The organism is Faecalibacillus faecis (genome assembly GCF_003024675.1).
GTDB lineage: Bacteria > Bacillota_I > Bacilli_A > Erysipelotrichales > Coprobacillaceae > Faecalibacillus > Faecalibacillus faecis.
Genome location: NZ_PYLP01000001.1, coordinates 154,974 through 173,250 on the forward strand (window position 1 = coordinate 154,974; position 18,277 = coordinate 173,250).

The 18,277-nt window shown below is 29.4% G+C and carries 22 protein-coding genes; 21 read left to right on the plus strand and 1 reads right to left on the minus strand.

Features of this window, described 5'->3' with window-relative positions; all coding sequences use genetic code 11:
• The first annotated feature begins 1 nt into the window (after position 1).
• Positions 2-580 carry a bis(5'-nucleosyl)-tetraphosphatase (symmetrical) YqeK gene (gene yqeK / locus C7U55_RS00815; protein WP_106986918.1) on the plus strand — a complete coding sequence of 193 codons (579 nt, stop codon included), beginning with the start codon at positions 2-4 and terminating at the stop codon, positions 578-580.
• 30 nt (positions 581-610) lie between these two features.
• On the opposite strand, the gene C7U55_RS00820 is transcribed toward yqeK, so the two are convergent.
• Positions 611-1,042, minus strand: a complete 432-nt coding sequence (locus C7U55_RS00820; protein WP_106986919.1) for an NUDIX hydrolase — start codon at positions 1,040-1,042, stop codon at positions 611-613.
• Between the two features lie 107 nt (positions 1,043-1,149).
• Between C7U55_RS00820 and C7U55_RS00825 the strand changes: the two genes are divergently transcribed.
• The 20 genes from C7U55_RS00825 to C7U55_RS00920 all read left to right on the plus strand — a co-directional run bounded on the left by C7U55_RS00825 (position 1,150) and on the right by C7U55_RS00920 (position 18,277).
• Positions 1,150-1,773 (plus strand): NUDIX hydrolase N-terminal domain-containing protein, encoded by a 624-nt coding sequence (locus C7U55_RS00825; protein WP_106986920.1) that lies wholly within the window; start codon positions 1,150-1,152, stop codon positions 1,771-1,773.
• 12 nt (positions 1,774-1,785) lie between these two features.
• A complete protein-coding gene (locus tag C7U55_RS00830) occupies positions 1,786-2,088 on the plus strand; it encodes a hypothetical protein (RefSeq protein WP_106986921.1) in 303 nt (100 codons plus the stop codon).
• Between the two features lie 20 nt (positions 2,089-2,108).
• Entirely contained in the window at positions 2,109-2,687 is a 579-nt protein-coding gene (locus C7U55_RS00835) for a metalloprotease family protein (RefSeq protein ID WP_162297380.1), read from the plus strand.
• A gap of 22 nt (positions 2,688-2,709) precedes the next feature.
• Entirely contained in the window at positions 2,710-3,111 is a 402-nt protein-coding gene (locus tag C7U55_RS00840) for a hypothetical protein (protein WP_106986923.1), read from the plus strand.
• Positions 3,112-3,181: 70 nt separating this feature from the next.
• Positions 3,182-3,739, plus strand: coding sequence for a Sir2 family NAD-dependent protein deacetylase (locus tag C7U55_RS00845; protein WP_106986924.1), 558 nt, complete (start codon positions 3,182-3,184; stop codon positions 3,737-3,739).
• A 40-nt stretch (positions 3,740-3,779) separates the two neighbouring features.
• Positions 3,780-4,073, plus strand: coding sequence for a DUF3784 domain-containing protein (locus tag C7U55_RS00850; RefSeq protein ID WP_162297381.1), 294 nt, complete (start codon positions 3,780-3,782; stop codon positions 4,071-4,073).
• A 51-nt stretch (positions 4,074-4,124) separates the two neighbouring features.
• Positions 4,125-4,580: a hypothetical protein gene (locus C7U55_RS00855; RefSeq protein WP_106986926.1), complete on the plus strand. Its 456-nt coding sequence runs from the start codon at positions 4,125-4,127 to the stop codon at positions 4,578-4,580.
• A gap of 28 nt (positions 4,581-4,608) precedes the next feature.
• Positions 4,609-5,508 (plus strand): hypothetical protein, encoded by a 900-nt coding sequence (locus tag C7U55_RS00860; protein ID WP_106986927.1) that lies wholly within the window; start codon positions 4,609-4,611, stop codon positions 5,506-5,508.
• A gap of 64 nt (positions 5,509-5,572) precedes the next feature.
• Positions 5,573-5,851, plus strand: a complete 279-nt coding sequence (locus tag C7U55_RS00865) for a GNAT family N-acetyltransferase (protein WP_106986928.1) — start codon at positions 5,573-5,575, stop codon at positions 5,849-5,851.
• 120 nt (positions 5,852-5,971) lie between these two features.
• Positions 5,972-6,151 (plus strand): 30S ribosomal protein S21, encoded by a 180-nt coding sequence (rpsU, locus tag C7U55_RS00870; RefSeq protein ID WP_022002829.1) that lies wholly within the window; start codon positions 5,972-5,974, stop codon positions 6,149-6,151.
• Positions 6,152-6,271: 120 nt separating this feature from the next.
• On the plus strand, positions 6,272-7,534 hold the full coding sequence (locus C7U55_RS00875) for a dihydroorotase (RefSeq protein ID WP_106986929.1): 1,263 nt from the start codon (positions 6,272-6,274) through the stop codon (positions 7,532-7,534).
• Between the two features lie 9 nt (positions 7,535-7,543).
• Positions 7,544-8,296: a dihydroorotate dehydrogenase electron transfer subunit gene (locus tag C7U55_RS00880; RefSeq protein WP_106986930.1), complete on the plus strand. Its 753-nt coding sequence runs from the start codon at positions 7,544-7,546 to the stop codon at positions 8,294-8,296.
• A complete protein-coding gene (locus C7U55_RS00885; RefSeq protein WP_106986931.1) occupies positions 8,289-9,206 on the plus strand; it encodes a dihydroorotate dehydrogenase in 918 nt (305 codons plus the stop codon). The genes C7U55_RS00880 and C7U55_RS00885 overlap by 8 nt, the downstream gene beginning before the upstream one ends.
• A gap of 71 nt (positions 9,207-9,277) precedes the next feature.
• The gene (locus tag C7U55_RS00890) at positions 9,278-11,428 is read left to right on the plus strand and encodes an ATP-dependent helicase (RefSeq protein WP_048923315.1); all 2,151 of its coding nucleotides are present in this window, start codon (positions 9,278-9,280) and stop codon (positions 11,426-11,428) included.
• A 72-nt stretch (positions 11,429-11,500) separates the two neighbouring features.
• Complete coding sequence (gene ligA / locus C7U55_RS00895) at positions 11,501-13,495, plus strand: NAD-dependent DNA ligase LigA (protein WP_106986932.1); 1,995 nt, start codon at positions 11,501-11,503, stop codon at positions 13,493-13,495.
• A gap of 35 nt (positions 13,496-13,530) precedes the next feature.
• A complete protein-coding gene (locus tag C7U55_RS00900) occupies positions 13,531-14,580 on the plus strand; it encodes a CamS family sex pheromone protein (RefSeq protein WP_106986933.1) in 1,050 nt (349 codons plus the stop codon).
• Positions 14,581-14,633: 53 nt separating this feature from the next.
• On the plus strand, positions 14,634-15,377 hold the full coding sequence (locus C7U55_RS00905) for a hypothetical protein (protein ID WP_106986934.1): 744 nt from the start codon (positions 14,634-14,636) through the stop codon (positions 15,375-15,377).
• Positions 15,378-15,408: 31 nt separating this feature from the next.
• Positions 15,409-16,761 carry a 23S rRNA (uracil(1939)-C(5))-methyltransferase RlmD gene (gene rlmD, locus C7U55_RS00910; RefSeq protein WP_106986935.1) on the plus strand — a complete coding sequence of 451 codons (1,353 nt, stop codon included), beginning with the start codon at positions 15,409-15,411 and terminating at the stop codon, positions 16,759-16,761.
• Between the two features lie 90 nt (positions 16,762-16,851).
• A complete protein-coding gene (locus C7U55_RS00915; RefSeq protein WP_106986936.1) occupies positions 16,852-17,469 on the plus strand; it encodes a flavodoxin family protein in 618 nt (205 codons plus the stop codon).
• Between the two features lies 1 nt (position 17,470).
• Positions 17,471-18,277 (plus strand): HAD family hydrolase, encoded by an 807-nt coding sequence (locus C7U55_RS00920; protein WP_106986937.1) that lies wholly within the window; start codon positions 17,471-17,473, stop codon positions 18,275-18,277.

The window sequence follows — 18,277 nt, forward strand, 5'->3', positions numbered from 1 at the left end:
AATGAACATTGAATTATACGATAAAATCAAAAATCTTTATTTAAAATATCATAAAGAAAAAACATGGAATCATGTAGAAAGTGTGGCCAAAGAAGCTAAAAAACTTGCAATTCAATATCATCTAAATATTGAAAAATGTACGATAGCAGCTTTGGTGCATGATATCAGTGCAATCCTTTCACCAGATGATATGTATAAATACGCTAAAGAATTAGGGTATCAAATAGATCCAAGTGAAGAAAAATATCATTTCTTATTGCATCAAAGAATTTCTAAAGAAATTGCATATGGCTATTTTCATATTGAAGATGAAGATATTTTATCAGCAATTGAATGTCATACAACTTTGAAAAAAGAAATGAATGATTATGACAAAATTATTTTCTTAGCGGATAAGCTTGCATGGGATCAAGGAGGGATACCTCCTTATTACCAGCAATTAAAAAATGCAATCAATATTTCTTTAGATAAAGGATGTTATTGGTTTATCAATTATCAGTTTGAAACACATCAACTTCTTATGCCTCATACTTGGTTATTAGAAGTCTATGAAAAATTAAAACAAATCAATGAAGAATAATAAAAAAGTCTCTAATAGAGTTATTTTCTATTAGAGATTTTTATTGGATAAGATATCAATTAAAAATGGAACAAATTTTTCATCAGACATTTCATCTAGAGAAGAAATAAGACGGTATTCACTATGTTCTTCGGGATCTAATTGAATTATATAATCATTTGTATTTTTTAAAGTACAAATATAAACAAGACGAGTAAACATCGTATTTTTACCTTTATCAAAATTACTATCTTCATGAATGATTTGTTTTACTTCAACATCTAAATTAACTTCTTCTTTGGCTTCTCTGATTAAAGCTTCTACAGGTGTTTCAAAGTCTTCTACGGAGCCTCCAGGAATATCCCAATATTCAGGATATACATTTGGTTTACCTCTTTTGATAATACTTCTTTTAATGACAAGGTATTTATCATTGATTTTCATTAAACCATGGACAATAAGTTTGTTTCGAAATTCTTTCATATGATTTTCCTCCTTATGGGTAAGTTTTATTATAAATCTGTTTTCAATAAAAATGCAATGAGAAAAATATGATATAATAAAATCAATAAAGATTAGAGGAAATGTGTATGGATAAAAATAAAAAATGGATTGATTATATTATTGAATTGCAAAGTTTAGCACAAGCCGGACTTACTTATGGAAAAGATGTTTATGATCAAGAACGCTATGAACGTATTCGCCAACTTTCCGCTATGATGATGGCAGATATTTCAAATAAACCAGTAGAACAAGTAGAAGGGCTTTTTTGTAATGAAGTAGGGTATCAAACACCCAAAATTGATACACGTGCTGCTATTTTTAAAGAAGATAAAATCTTACTTGTACAAGAGAAAAATGGAACATGGTCATTACCTGGTGGTTGGTGTGATGTCAATGTCTCAGTTATGGAAAATACGATAAAGGAAGTAAAAGAAGAAGCAGGACTTGATGTTGTTGTTAAAAATGTCATTGCAATTCAAGATAGAGAAAAACATAATCAACCAATCTATGCTTATAAAGTATGTAAAATATTTATGCTTTGTGAAGTAGAAGGTGGTGTTTTTAAAGAAAATAGTGAAACAATAGGTTTTGATTATTTTACAAAAGACAATCTTCCAATACTTGCTACAGAAAAGAATAATGAAGAACAAATTCAAATGTGTTTTGATGCTTATAAGGCAGGAGAAAAATGGAAAACATATTTTGATTAAGGAGGCATATTTATGGGATTTTTTACGAAGAAAAAACAAACACTATCATTTCCTTTTGATGATCAACAAAATACAGCATGCATTGTATGTTGTCATATTTTAGAAGGACATCCTATTTTATATGTAAGTCATGATGAAGATGACGGTATGTGGCAATTTTTATGTGGAAGCAATCATAATATAGAAGATGCAAGTATTGTTTCTTTATTTGAAGTTTATAACATTGATTATTCTATTTGCTTATTAAAAGACATGCCACGAGGTTATTATGCAATAAGAGAAAATGTAGAAAGTGATTGGATTGTTAAGAAATAATAATGCTGGAGGTGTTATCTATGACAATAAAGTTTAGAGGTTATTTAAAAAATAATAATCAGTTAAAAAGCGTTGATGAATCACGATTGGAGAAAATGGCTATTGGATGGATTGACTATCTATTTGTTTTTTTGATTATTTTATATCCTTTAACAAAAAGCTTAAAATTATTAATTTCTAAATATAATGGAAAAATTTTAAATGTATTTTTAATAGATATATTGGGTTTTATTATTGTAATTTTATTAATGATTGTCCATGAATACTTTCATGCAAAAACTTTTTCTAAAAAAGAAGATATTTATATTTGGTTTCAGGGGTTTGGAATGATAACACATTGCACAGAAATAAAGAATGTAAAAGAGTATCTTTATACTTTATTGTTACCTAATTTACGTATTACATTGCCATTATCGATTTTTGTAATATTTGTAAAACTATCAAATCCATTGATTTTAAAAATGATAGGATTAGTTTCAAGTATTATAATTTTAGGAGCAATTAATGATCTTGCTACTATAGTTTATATAATTAGAAATAGGAAGCAGATAGAGTATTTACAATTAAGTGGTAAATACATGTATTATAAGAAGAAATAGCATATAGAGGAAAGGTAGAAAAATGAAAAAAAGATATTATTTTATTATTATTTTAGTTATTTTGATTCCTATTTTGATCGTTACGTATTTAATAAAAGATTCTAATCAAAAACCAGCTATTAAAATTAAAGATAATGAAATCATTACATCTGTACCTAATTGTAGTGAACCAACAATTAAAATAGATAAAATACGAAATATTAAATTATTGGATAATGTTGAAATTGGAAATAAACAAGTAGGTTATAAAGAAGATAAGTGCTATGCAGGTTATTTTGATACACAATTTGGAACATGTTTTATTTATATAAATCCAAATATTCATTCATATATTTATTTTGAAACTAAAGATGACAATTGTTTGATTAATTATGAAAATGAAGAAAAAACGAAGGAATTGTATGGAATTATGAACAATAAATAAAAGAAGAAATTTTTAAGTGCTTCTTTTATTTATGTGATATAATTTTGATTAGTCAAAGGAGTTGATTTATATGAAAATATTAGCTTTTACAGGAGCAGGAATATCAAAACAAAGTAATATTCCAACATTTATGGAAAGACCAGATGTAAGGGAAAAACTATTTAGAAGTTATGCCAATACACATCATGAAGAATATAATGAAGTTATTAAACAACTTAAAGCCAATATGAATGGTGCTAAACCCAATGACGCTCATATTGCTTTGGCTGAATATCATGTACCAATTATTACTATGAATATTGATGGGCTGCATAAACTTGCTGGAAGTGATGCTTTAGAATTACATGGTGGTTTACCAGAAGATGATGAAATGGATATTGCGTATTCTTTATATAATAAACCGGTACTTTATGGTGATCCAGCACCAAATTATCAAAAGGCTTATGAAATGGTTTATAAATTACAACCAGGAGATATCTTTTTAGTAGTAGGATGTTCATTTCATACAGGAATATCTGTTGATTTAAGAGAAGTTGCGAAAGCTAGAGGAGCAAGAATTATCGAAATACAAGAAGATGCTGCTCATAATGTAAGAAAAGTATTAGAAGAATTATTAAATAATAATTAACTTTTAATGTAGAATAAAAGGAATGGAGGAAATTATTGATATGCAAATGCCGGTATTATTATGTGCGATTTTATTAATAGTTATTTCTATTCCTTTATATTTTGGAAAAGGTTCAAATATGATTGCTGGATATAATGATTTGAGCCAAGTTGATAAAGAAAAAATAAATAGGTTGAGATTATGCAGGGTGTTGGCAATGACACTTGATATAACTGCTATCATTTTAATGTTAGGAGCTTATTCTATTATTAGTATGAATGATACAATAATTTTAGGTGTTATCACACTAATTGTAGGAACTATTTTGAGTAATGTTGTTTCCAAAAATAAGTGAATTAATTGCTATAAAAAATATTAGAAGAATTAATGAAAGGAAGATTAATGAATGAACTCAATTTTAATTAAACCACATCATTTTATTGATATTATTAAATTATATGGATCTGGGATAGATAGATTTGTTCCTGATGAAAAAATGGGACATGATTTTTATAAGGTTGCTAATGAAATTATTGATAACCCATCTGTTGATTTAAAACTAACAATTGATGGAGATGACATTTGTAAACCTTGTAAAAAGTATCATGAACAATGTGTTGATCCATTAACGCATATACAAGGATATACGAGTAAAGATGTTTATAATAAAACTTTAGATAAAAGAATTATAAAATTATATAACTTAAATGATGAATATTATACGGCAAAACAATTATGCTCTATAATTCAAAATAATAAAGAATATATCTTTGAAGTCTGGGACGAAGAAGATAATGAGGTAACACAAAAAAGATATGAATTATTTTTACAAGGGGCTCATAAATTTTTAGATAACATTTAAAGAATAAATATAGGAAGAGGTGATAGACTTGTCAAAAAGGGAAAAAGCGTATTTTCATTTACCAGGATTATTTGAATTTTATGAATTATATAAAGTTTTTTTACCATTATTCTATCATCATCGTGAATATTTTTATGATTGGTGTGAAATAGGTTCTATTTATGGAAGTCCTGAAGATTGTTTATGGGGTGGAGGACGTCTTGGTGAAGGAAATCAAAATTCTTATGAAGTTCTTTCACTTATGAATCAATATCATATTTCTTCGCGCCTTACTTTCAGTAATTCATTACTTCAAGAAAAACATCTTCAAGATAAAAGATGTAATGATCTTTGTACTTTATTTGAAAAAAGTGAGGTTCAAAGTGGGATAATCATTCATTCTGATTTATTGCTAGAGTATTTAAAAAAGAAATATCCACGTTTTTATTTTGTTTCTTCAACAACGAAAGTTCTTACAAAATTTGGAGAATTAGTTGACGAATTAAAGAAAGATGACTTTTTATATGTTGTTCCTGATTTTCGTTTAAATAAAGTTCAACAATTAGAAAATCTTTTACAAAAAGATAAGGATAAAGTTGAATTTTTATGTAATGAATGTTGTTTTATAGGCTGCCTTGAACGAAAAAAATGTTATGAAACGGTTAGCCGTCAAAATCTTGGAGAAGATTGTTTAGATCATGTATGCAAAGCTCCGAATTCTCAAGAGGGGTATCGTTTTTCTAAAGCTATGCAAAATTCGAGTTTTATTAGTGTTGAAGATATTCAAAATAATTATCTACCAAAAGGCTTTTCTCAATTTAAAATAGAAGGTAGAAGTTTAGGGAGTGCTTTAGTATTAGAATTTTTACTTTATTATATGGTAAAGCCCGAGTATCAAATACATATAAGAGAAGCTATTTATTTAGATAATATGTTAGATTTGTTTTAAAAAATAAGAAGGATAAAACATGTAAAGTGTATAAATTATTAAAGAAATAAAAAGGAGAACATATATGAAAATAGAATATAAAGAAGGTCTTATTGTTTTAAAAGATCAGGAGGAAGAAGTAGGTTATATTAAATATGTTAAAAAAGAAGAAAATGTGATTGATGTTATTTCAACAGTTGTTCATGAAAGATATCAAGGTCAAGGAATGGCAGGAAAGCTATTTAATGCTTTGATGAAATATGTAAAAGATAATTCTTTGAAAATCATTCCATCTTGTAGTTATATTGAAAAGAAGCTTTCAAAGCTTGCAAATTCTTGCGATTTTTTGCATAAATGGGCGTAATTATTATATTATACTCAAAAAATTAATAAATATGCTTAAAAATAACAATATTTTCTTGCAATTAAGAAATAATCTCTATATAATACTTTTGTAAATTAAGAGTCAAAGGGGGGAATCATCATGGCAAAAACTGTAGTAAGAGAAAACGAATCTTTAGATGACGCTTTACGTCGTTTTAAAAGACAAGTATCTAGAACAGGTACCCTTGCTGAAGCTCGTAAAAGAGAATTCTATGTTAAACCAGGATTAAAAAGAAAATTAAAATCTGAAGCAGCAAGAAAAAATAATAAAAAAAGATAATAAAATTACAGCCTATTTGGCTGTTTTTTTATGCTGTTTTTTCATTGAAAAAGATGTTATCATTTAGTATACTTTATATGATAAAAATAAAGATGTTTTTAATCAAAAAAGGGAGAAACTATGAAAACAGTATTAAAAAATGGAAATGTTTTTTACCAAAATAAAATACAAAAATTAGATGTAGAAATTGATGGGGAAACAATTAGTCGAATTGGAAAAGAATTAGATGGAGACAATGTTATTGATTGTACAGATTTATTAGTAACACCAGGTTTTGTTGACCTTCATGTTCATTTACGTGAACCAGGATTTGAGCATAAAGGAACTATTAAAACAGAAACTTTATCCGCTAAATATGGAGGCTATACGCATATTGTTGCTATGGCAAATACGAATCCATGTATGGATGATAAAGAAACGATTGAAGACTTTATTCAAAGAGTTAAAAAAGATAGCTCAATTCATACTTACACTTATAGTGCGATTACAAAAGATTTAAAAGGACAAGAACTTGTTAATTTTAAAGAAAATAATGCTTTTGATATTGTCCAAGGATTTTCTGATGATGGAAAAGGTGTACAAAGTAAAGAAATGATGGAAAAAGCCATGAAAGAAGCAAAAGCAAACAAGAGTATTATTGTTGCTCATTGTGAAGATGAAGGAGAACTTGAAAAAGGAGCATGTATTAACTTAGGCCGTGTTTCTAAAGAAAATGGTCTTGTAGGAATCAACAATGCTTCAGAATATAATCACGCTTTACGTGATTTGCAATTATCTAAAGAAATTGGCAATCGTTATCATATTTGTCATATTTCTACCAAAGAAACAGTGGCAGGATTAAGAGAATATCGAAAACAAGGTTTACCTGTTTCAGGAGAAGCCTGTCCACATCATTTGATTTTAACAGATGAAAATATTAAAAACTTAAATCCAAATTATAAAATGAATCCACCACTTCGAAGTAAAGAAGATTTAGATGCTTTGATTGAAGGATTAAAAGATGGTACAGTGACATGTATTTCAACAGATCATGCACCGCATAGTGATGAAGAAAAATTAAAACCAATTGATCAAGCACCATTTGGTATTATTGGTAACCAACATGCCTTCAGTCTTGTTTATACGTATTTAGTTAAAAAGAATCTATTAGATTTAGAAACAGTTTTAAAATGTATGACAATCAATCCTAGTCAAGTGATTGGTTTAGATCATGATATGGCTGTTGGTAAAAAGGCCAATATTGCCATCATTGATTTAAATGAGGAATATACAATTACCAGAGATAATATTTATTCAAAAGCAAAAAATACACCATTTTTGGATACAAAATGTTTTGGTTTAGTGAAATATCATATTTTAGATGGAAAGATTGAAAAATTATAGGAGGAATTTATGAACTATCAAGGGTTAATGGAAATTACAAAAATTGAAAACATTGCAGATGATGTTTATGAAATGACTTTAAAAGGAGAAGGGGCTAAATATATTAGTCAACCAGGTCAATTCATTAATATTAAGATTAATGAAAGTTTACAACCTTATCTTAGAAGACCGATGTCTATTTCGGATTATGATGAAAATACCATTGTGATTGTTTTTAAGGTTGTTGGTCAAGGAACAGAAATCTTAAAGAATAAACAAATTGGAGATCAATTGGATTGTTTAATTGGTTTAGGAAATGGTTTTACAGTTCAAGAAGGAAAAGCTCTTCTTATCGGGGGAGGACTTGGAACACCACCGCTTTATAATTTAGGTAAGAAATTAAAAGAAAAAGGAATTGAAGTGACAACTGTTTTAGGATTTTCTTCTAAAAAAGATGTTTTCTATATTGATAAATTCCAAGAATTTGGAGATGTTTTAATTGCGACAATGGATGGTTCTTTAGGGGTTAAAGGAACAGTTATTGATGTGATCAAAAACGCAAATCTTACTTTTGATCATTACTATACATGTGGACCTGAACCTATGTTAGATGCCCTTGCTTTAAATTATCCAGAACATGGACAACTTTCTTTTGAAGCAAGAATGGGATGTGGTTTTGGAGCATGTATGGGATGTTCATGTAAAGTGAAAACAAAACCTTATAAACGTATTTGTGTAGAAGGACCAATTTTATTAAGTGAGGAGGTTATTGTAAATGGTTAATTTAAAAGTTAATCTTCCAGGTTTAGAAATGAAAAATCCAGTGATTCCAGCGTCAGGAACTTTTGGATTTGGATATGAATTTACAAGATTCTATGATATTAATGTTTTAGGAAGTATCATGATTAAAGGAACAACACTTGAGCCACGTTATGGAAATCCTTTGCCACGTATTGCGGAAGGACCAAGTGGGATGCTTAATGCAATTGGACTCCAAAATCCTGGTGTTGATGCCGTCATGTCACATGAGCTAGAAGAACTACGTAAGTGTTATAATGATAAAGTCATCGCAAATATTGGTGGAAGCTGTATTGATGATTATGTTGAAACTGCAAAACGTATTTCTACTCATGATATGGTAGGTGCTTTAGAATTGAATATTTCTTGTCCAAACGTTCATAGTGGCGGAATTCAATTTGGGACAAATCCACAAATGGCAGCGGATGTTACACGTAAAGTCAAAGCTGTTTCTCAAAAACCAGTTTACGTTAAACTTTCGCCAAATGTCACAGACATTGTAGAAATGGCAAAAGCAGTCGAAGAAGCAGGTGCTGATGGTATTACGATGATTAATACTTTAGTGGGTATGCGTTTTAATATCAAAACAGGAAAACCAATTATCGCAAATGGAACAGGTGGTTATTCTGGACCAGCTATTTTCCCAGTAGCTTTACGTATGGTTCATCAAGTAAGTAAAGCAGTTAAAATTCCTGTAATTGGTATGGGTGGTATTTCAAGTGCCCATGATGTTATTGAAATGATGGTTGCTGGTGCCAGTGCGGTAGCCATTGGTTGTCAAAACTTAGTAGATCCATATGCTTGTTATAAAATCATTCAGGATTTACCAAAAGAACTTGAAAAACTCGGTGTTCAAGATATTAATGAAATCGTTGGGTTATCACATCAAGATTAAAAGAGAAATGAAGATTTCTCTTTTTCTATCGTTATCCATGTAATATAATAAGATAAATAGGGGTGAAGCAAATGGATTTAGATACATTGTTAAATAAAAATCAAAAAGAGGCAGCAACGTATTTAGATAGTCACTTAAGAATCATTGCGGGGGCAGGTTCTGGAAAAACAAGAGTTGTGACTTATCGTATTGCACATTTAATACAAGATATTGGAATTGATCCGCGTTCTATTTTGGCAATAACTTTTACAAATAAAGCTGCCAATGAAATGAAAGAAAGGGTCAATGAAATTGTTGGTATTCATGGAAGTGGAACACTTATTTGTACCATTCATTCTCTTTGTGTAAGACTTTTAAGACAACATATTAATGTCTTAAATTATCCAAGTAATTTTACAATTATGGATGAAGAAGATCAAAAAGCACTTATTAAAAAGCTTTATACTCAATTAGAAATCGACGCTAAAGTTATTTCTATTAAAAGTATGATCAATACAATTTCATCTTATAAAACAGCAAGAGTCTCACCACAAAGAGCCATTGAACTTGCAGGACAATTTTCTGGAGAACTTAAAAAAGCTAAAGTTTATGAAGCTTATGAAAATTATAAAGAAGATCATTTCTTATTAGATTTTGATGATTTATTATTAAAAGCCGTTTATATTTTAGATAATTATCCTGATATATTAGAAAAATGGCAAAGAAAATTTCAATACATTCATGTTGATGAATTTCAAGATGTTGGAGAAATTGAATATCATTTAGTTCAACTCTTATCTAAATATGCCATTGTTTGTGTTGTTGGTGATCCAGATCAAACAATTTATAGTTTCAGGGGGGCAGATGTTCATTTTATTTTAGATTTTGATAAAGACTTTAAACCAAATAAAACAATTATTCTTGATCAAAACTATCGTTCTACAGGAAATATTTTAAAAGTGTCCAATAACCTAATTCGTAAAAACAGTCAACGTTTAGAAAAAAATCTTTATACAAAGCAAACAGGTGGGGAAGATGTTATTCATCATGTCGCTAAAAGTGAAGAAGAAGAAGCCAATTGGATTGCAAGTAAAATAGAAGATATTGTAAGTAATCAAGAAGGCGTTAATTATCGTGATATTGCTATTTTATATCGTGCCAACTATTTATCACGTACGATTGAGCAAGTATTGATTCGTAAAGGAATTGATTATCGTATTTTTGGTGGTTTAAAATTCTTTAATCGCAAAGAAGTTAAAGATGCTTTAAGTTATTTAAGACTTGTTTGTAATCAAGAAGATTTAGCTTTTGAAAGAATTATTAATACACCAGCTAGAGGAATTGGTAAAAAGACATTAGAGAATATTCAATTAGTGGCTTTAAATTATCAAATTTCTCTTTATGAAGCATTAACACTTCATAGTGAAGAAATTCGTCTTTCAAATAAATCTAAAAAAGAAGTTAGAGGATTTGTAGAAGCCATTGAAAAAGCAAGACAATCAAAATTACCACTTCATGAAATGTTTGAACAATTAATGATTGATGTAGGCTACATCGATATGTTAAAAAATGATTTAGAAGACAATCGAATTGATAATATTCATGAATTACAACGTTCTATTTATGATTTCCAAGTTTCTCATGAAGATGCACCAACTTTAGAGAACTATTTACAAGATATTTCTTTATATACTGATAATGATTCTATTGATCAAGGGCAATATGTTTCTTTAATGTCTATTCATATGGCAAAAGGACTTGAATTTGATTATGTCTTTGTTTTAGGACTTTCAGAAGGCATTTTCCCAAGTTTTAGAAGTTTGGCCGATGATGGAGATGAAGGGCTTGAAGAAGAAAGAAGATTAGCTTATGTAGCTTTTACTAGAGCAAAAAAACAACTTTTCTTAACGGATAGTGAAGGCTTTAGTTTTGTAACGGATTCGCCAAAAGTGTCAAGTCGTTTCATTGATGAAGTAGGAAATGAAGGAATTGTGCATAGTGGAAGTAAGCCACGTTTTAAAACAAGTGACTATATTCCAAAACAAACCGTTTCTAAAGAAGAATTAATTGGGGATAATAAAGTTGATGATTGGAAAGTAGGTGACCTTGTTAACCATGATGTCTTTGGTAAAGGGGTTGTTGTTAAGGTCAATAAGACAATTTTAGATATTGCTTTTGAACTTCCTGTAGGACTTAAATCCTTAATGGCCAATCATAAAGCATTAAAAAAACTTACAAACTAGAGAATATAATATTCTCTTTTTTGTATGTCATTATTTTGTTATAATAAAAAAGATTTTAAAGGAGAGAAAATGATGGATGATTTAAAAAGATATGAAGAATTAGTAAAAACAATTGAATATCATAATGATCGTTATTATAACCAAGATGATCCAGAAATAAGTGATTATGACTATGATATGATGATGAAAGAACTTAAAAAAATAGAAAAGGATCATCCTGAATATGTCACACCAAATTCACCAACTCAACATGTTGGAGGAAGTGCTAAAAGAGAAGCAGGTGTTTTGGTAAGACATCGTGTACCGATGCTTTCTTTACAAGATGTTTTTTCTAAAGAAGAAGTCCAAGAATTTGTGGAATCAATGCAAGAAACTTTAGTCGATCCTGTTTTTATCGTTGAATATAAAATTGATGGTCTTTCAATGGCTTTAAGATATGAAAATGGTGACTTAACAACAGCGATTACACGTGGTGATGGAATTATCCAAGGTGAAGATGTTACAGTTAATGCAAGAGTCATCAAAGATGTAAAAAATAAATTAAAAGAACCAATAGAATACTTAGAAGTACGTGGTGAAGTCTATATGACGAATGAGGCTTTTGATAAAGTCAACGAGATTCAAGAATTAAATAATAAAAAGACTTTTGCAAATCCAAGAAACTGTGCAGCTGGAACGCTTCGTCAATTAGATAGTCGTATTACCAAACAAAGAAATCTTTCTATGTTTATCTTTAATATTCAAGATATTCGAGGAAAAGAAATTACGACGCATAGTCAAGGTTATGAATATTTGAAAAAACAAGGAATGAAAGTTATTGATAATTATCAAATTTGTCACAGCTTTGAAGAAGTATGGAAAGCAATTGAAATGATTGGTGAAAGTAGAGATCAATTAGGCTATGACATTGATGGAGCGGTTGTTAAAATTGATAGCTATGAACAAAGACAACAATTAGGACAAACAGCTAAAGTACCGCGTTGGGCAGTTGCTTATAAATACCCACCAGAAGAAAAAGAAACAAAACTTTTAGATATTGAGTTGTCTGTTGGAAGAACAGGTAGAATTACACCAACAGCTATCTTTGAACCAGTTCGTTTATGTGGAACAACGGTTTCTAGAGCAACCCTTCATAATCAAGATTTTATAGATAGCCTAGATGTTCGTATTGGTGATACAATTATTGTTTATAAATCAGGAGAAATCATTCCTAAAGTAAAAGGTGTCAATAAAGATAAAAGGCCGGCTGATAGTGTTCCTTATCAAATAGGAAATGTCTGTCCAGTATGTGGAGCACCAACATATCAAGAAGAAGGAACGGTAGATATTAAGTGTTCCAATCCAACATGTCCAAGTAAGTTAGTAAGAAATGTTGTAAATTTTGTTGGAAGAGATGCAATGGATATTAAAGGCTTTGGTTTATCTTATGTAGAAACCTTGATAGATCAAGGATATATTCATGATGTGAGTGATATTTATACATTAAAAGATAAAAGACAAGATCTTTTAGACAAAAAAGTAATCGGTCTTGTAAAGAGTACCGATAATTTATTAAATGCGATTGAAAAAAGTAAAGAAAATGATGCAACAAAAATATTAACAGCTTTAGGTATTTCTAATATTGGAAAATCAGCTGCAAAATCATTAATGAAAAAATTTAAAACCATGGATCAATTAATGAATGCAAGCTATGAACAACTCATTGAAGTCAATGATATTGGTGCTACGAGTGCGCAAATTCTTATTGATTATTTTAAAGATGAAAAAAATAAAGAAATCATTCATAAATTAGAAAACTATGGATTGAAAATGGAAATAGAAGATACTCAAAGTTCTTCTCTATTAGAAAATATGACTTTTGTTGTAACAGGAACGCTTCCAACTTTATCTCGTAAGGAAGCTGCAACACTTATTGAAAATAACGGGGGTAAAGTATCAGGTTCCGTTTCTAAAAAGACAACATATTTATTAGCGGGAGAAAATGCCGGAAGCAAGCTTGCTAAAGCACAATCCTTAAATATTCCGGTTCTTAGTGAAGAAATGTTTATGGAAATGATAAAATCATAATTTTATGCTATAATGTGCAAAAAAAGGAGGTCCTTATGAAAAAACTATTAATTGGTATATTATGTTTACTTCTTTGTACAGGGTGTACATCAAAATCAAGCAAAAAAGAAACAAAAAGCAGCCAAGATATTTCTTCAACAGATTCGTTAGATGATTCATTTTATCCAATTGTTAATCTTGGGACAAATTTGATTAGAGAAACATTTTATCAAGATTTTTCTTCATCAGATGATTTTCAAACAATTGGACGAGAATTACAAGTTTTATCGACAGAATATTTTTCAACATCAGATTATTATATGTCTGAAGGTTTACAACTTGTAAAAAAAGATAAAGATGAACTTTTATTAAGAAATAAAAAACATTCTTTACAACCGGCAACAGGGGAAACTGTTGATGGTAAAGAAGTAAGTAAGATGGTTGAAAATATCAGTGAACAAGATTACTATGAAAAAAGTGGTGATAAATATACTTTAAAAGGAATGTCTATCGCAATTATTTTAGATGCAACAGGTGGTACAAATGACGTACTATCAGATGATAGTGTTAATAATTATGGAAAAGAAGTGATTTCTAAACTTTATAACTATCTTCAAACAAAGAAAAGTGTTAAAGATATTCCGACTTTAATTGCGGTTTATCGTAAAAATGTTAAAGATGAAAATAGTTATAATGGACACTATATTTATAGTAGTTATTGTAAAAATGGTAAAGTAGGTTCAATTAAATTATTAGACTATAATACGTATATTTTTACAAGTGATGAGGCTAATAAAGCAGACGAATCGCTATATTCTCAATTCTCTGTATTTAAAAACAATGTCAAAAATGCTTCAACAGAAGCAGTTGGGGTTGTTGGATATGGAAAATATAAAGATGGTTCGATTCAAACTATGAAAATTCAAGTAAAAGTGAGTGTGAAAAGTTATACAGAACTTATTTACATGGTAGAAACAGTGGCTGATGAAATGGATAGTCATTTTAGTGGTGTGGATACATATGCCATTATCAATGATCAAGATGGTTTAAAAGCTGTTGTTATTAAAAATGCTGGAGAGGATGCACAAAGTACATTACTTTATTAAGGATATACATTTGCTATATTTTTTGATAAAATAAGGTATAAGAAGGTGAAATAATGGCAAGAGAAAGATTTTCATTTAATGATACTAAAGAATATAATAAAGATGATTTACAACCAAATAATGATTTACATGCAGGACAAACAGGTAAATTTACATTTGATGATGAAATAGAAGAAAAACCAAAGAAAGTAAAAAAAGTAAAGAAAACAAAACAACCAAAAAATGGAAAGAAATTAAAGCTTAAAAAATGGCATATTTTTATTACAGTACTTGTTGTTTTAATTGTTGCTTTCCTACTTTATATTTTTGTTTTCTCTGGTAATAATAAAGGGCCTGTCTATGGACAAAGATGTGTGAAATTATTATCAGTAGATCAAAATACGGTGAGTCAAGTTGAAAGTCAAATTGAACAAGATGATCGTATTCAAGATTTGGCTGTAAAAGTTGATTGTCGTACAATTAAATTAACTTATCAACTTGTCGATAATGTTTCTGCAGATGATGCGAAGTCTTTAGTTGAAGATTCTGTTCATACATTTGATGATGCAATGGGTCAACAAAAGGATGATGGAGCTGCTTGGTCACAACTTTTAAATAAAGCTAATGGACGTCTTCAGTATGATTTAGAAATTATTGTTAAATCAAATGGGGATAGTGATTTCCCATTATTTGGTACAAAACATGCGGGCATTGATGATATTACCTATACAGGACAAAATGTTAAAGATCAAAGTGCTGCCGATAAAGCAATTCAAAGACAGGCAGAAGTAGATGCTGCCAATGCTGCAAATCAATAAACGAGCCTAGCTCGTTTTTTTGGAGGAAAAAATGAAAAAAAATGATTATTTTATAGGAAAATGTGTTGATCAATCTCATGATGGAAAAGGAATTGTTAAATATGAAGGTTTTACTTATTTTGTAAATGGGATGATCACAGGAGAAGTAGGACAAATTAAATGTATTAAAATGTTAAAGAATTATGGGGTAGGACGTTTAATTGAATTACAAAAACCTTCACCTGAAAGAGTGAATCCTAAATGTCATATTTATCAAGGCTGTGGTGGTTGTCATTTAATGCATTTATCTAGTCTAGGACAACAAGAATTTAAAACAAAAAGAGTAAAGGATTGTATGGAAAGAATTGGACATTTAGAAGTTGATGTTCAACCTTGTTTAATGCAAGAAGATCCTTGGTATTATCGTAATAAAGTTCAAATGCCTTTAGGCTATGATAAAAACGGTCAATTAGTGACAGGTTTTTATAAACAAAGAACCAATGATATTATTGCTTGTGATGAATGTCTTATTCAAAATGAAGAATCAAATGCAGTGATTCAAAGAGTGAAAGAACTTTTTGTACAATATGATATAAAACCTTATGATAAAACAACACATCAAGGAAATATTAAACATGTTCTTACTAAAAAAGGCTATCATAGTGAAGAATTTATGTTATGTTTCATTACTTATCAAAAAACAATCAAACATATTGATCAAATTGTAGAAATACTTGTTCAAGAATTTCCACATATTAAAACCATTATCCAAAATATCAATGACAGACATGATAATGTTATTTTAGGTGATGAAGAAAAGATTCTTTACGGTCAAGGTTATATTTATGATACTTTACTTAAAAATCAATATAAGATATCTTTGAAATCATTTTATCAAATCAATCCAATTCAAGTAGAAGTTCTTTACCAAACAGCCATTGATTTAGCTCATTTAAATCAAGACTCTGTTGTTTTAGATGCTTATTGTGGAATTGGAACAATTACCCTTTCACTTGCAAAATATGTAAAGAAAGTTTATGGGGTCGAAGTTGTTCCTCAAGCTATAGAGGATGCTAAAAATAATGCTTTACTTAATAAAATAGATAATGTAGATTTTGTCTGTGATGATGCTGGAAAATATATGGTCGAGCTTGTTAAGAAAAATACTCATTTAGATGTTGTTTTTGTTGATCCACCACGAAAAGGATGTTCAGAAGAATTCTTAGAACATTTATTACAGGCAAGTCCAAAAGAAATTATTTATATTTCATGTGATGTAGCCACTCAAGCAAGAGATGCTAAGTATTTAAATGAACATGGTTATACAATCACAAATTGTCAACCAGTAGATATGTTTCCACATACTTTCCACATCGAAAATATTTTAAGATTTGAGAAATCCTAGTGATTTCTTTTTCTTATATCAAGTTATAACAAACATTTATTTGTCATATTATAAAGAGTGATTTACAATAAAAATAGGAGGAAAAAGGAAATGAAAGTATTATTAGTTAATGGGGGACCACACCCTAAAGGATGTACCAATCGTGCTTTAGAAGAAGTAGAAAAAGCATTAAAGGAAGAAGGAATAGAAACGCTTATTTATGATATTCCTAATGTTCCATTACAAGATTGTGTTGCTTGTGGATCATGCGCTAAAACAGGTAAATGTGTTTTTGATGATTGTGTCAATGAATTTGCCTCAATGGCAAAAGATGCTGATGGCTTTATCTTTGGAACACCTGTTTATTATGCACATCCAACAGGTAAAATTCAAAGCTTTATGGATCGTGTTTTTTACAGTGCTAAATCAGCTTTTGTTCATAAACCAGCAGCAGTAATTTCTTCATCGAGAAGAGCAGGGAGTGTCACAAGTATGGATGTTTTAAATAAACATTTAAGTATTTCAGAAATGCCAATTGTCACATCAAATTATTGGAATGAAGTGCATGGACATACACCAAGTGATGTTGAACAAGATAGAGAGGGATTAGATACAATGTGTGCATTAGGTAAAAATATGGCTTGGATGTTAAAATGTATTGAAGCTGGTAAAAAAGCAGGAATTGAAGTTCCTCAAAATAAAAAGAGAACGACAAACTTTATTCGTTAAAATGAAAACACTGTATGTTTCTGATTTAGACGGTACGCTTTTAAATAGTCAACAACAAACATCAACTTATACCAATCAAACAATTGAAAAACTTGTTGATCAAGGAATGTTGTTTTCTTATGCAACCGCAAGATCTTATTATTCAGCCAAACCAGCAACCAAAGGCTTAAGTGCAAAAATTCCTTTGATTCTTTATAATGGCGCCTTTATTATTGATAATCAAAGCCAAGAAATTTTAGTATCTAATTTCTTTTTAAAAGAAGAAGTCAATGATTTAGCTCATTATTTTAATCAAAAAGACTTTTATCCTATTGTTTATGCTTTTATAAATGAACAAGAAAAATTTAGTTATATTCCTGGTAAATCAACCAAACAACAACTAGATTTTATAAGTACACGTAATGATAAAAGAAAAAATCCAACTGAAAATGATCTCTATCAAGGAGATGTTTTCTATGTTTCATGTATTGCTTCAAAAAAACAGCTAGAAAGTTTTTATCATGATTTAAAAGACCGTTATCAATGCTTATTTTCTAAAGATATCTATAGTCAAGATTGGTGGCTTGAAATCTTACCACAAAAAGCGACAAAAGCGCATGCTATTTTACAATTAAAAGACTATCTAAAATGTGAGAAAGTCGTTGCTTTTGGAGATGGGTTGAATGATCTATCAATGTTTGAAATAGCCAATGAGAGCTATGCAGTAGAAAATGCCTGTAAAGAACTCAAAGAAAAGGCAACAGGCGTTATTGGTCGTCATGATCAAGATGCGGTGGCGCATTGGTTAGAAAAGAATTATAAGGGTTAA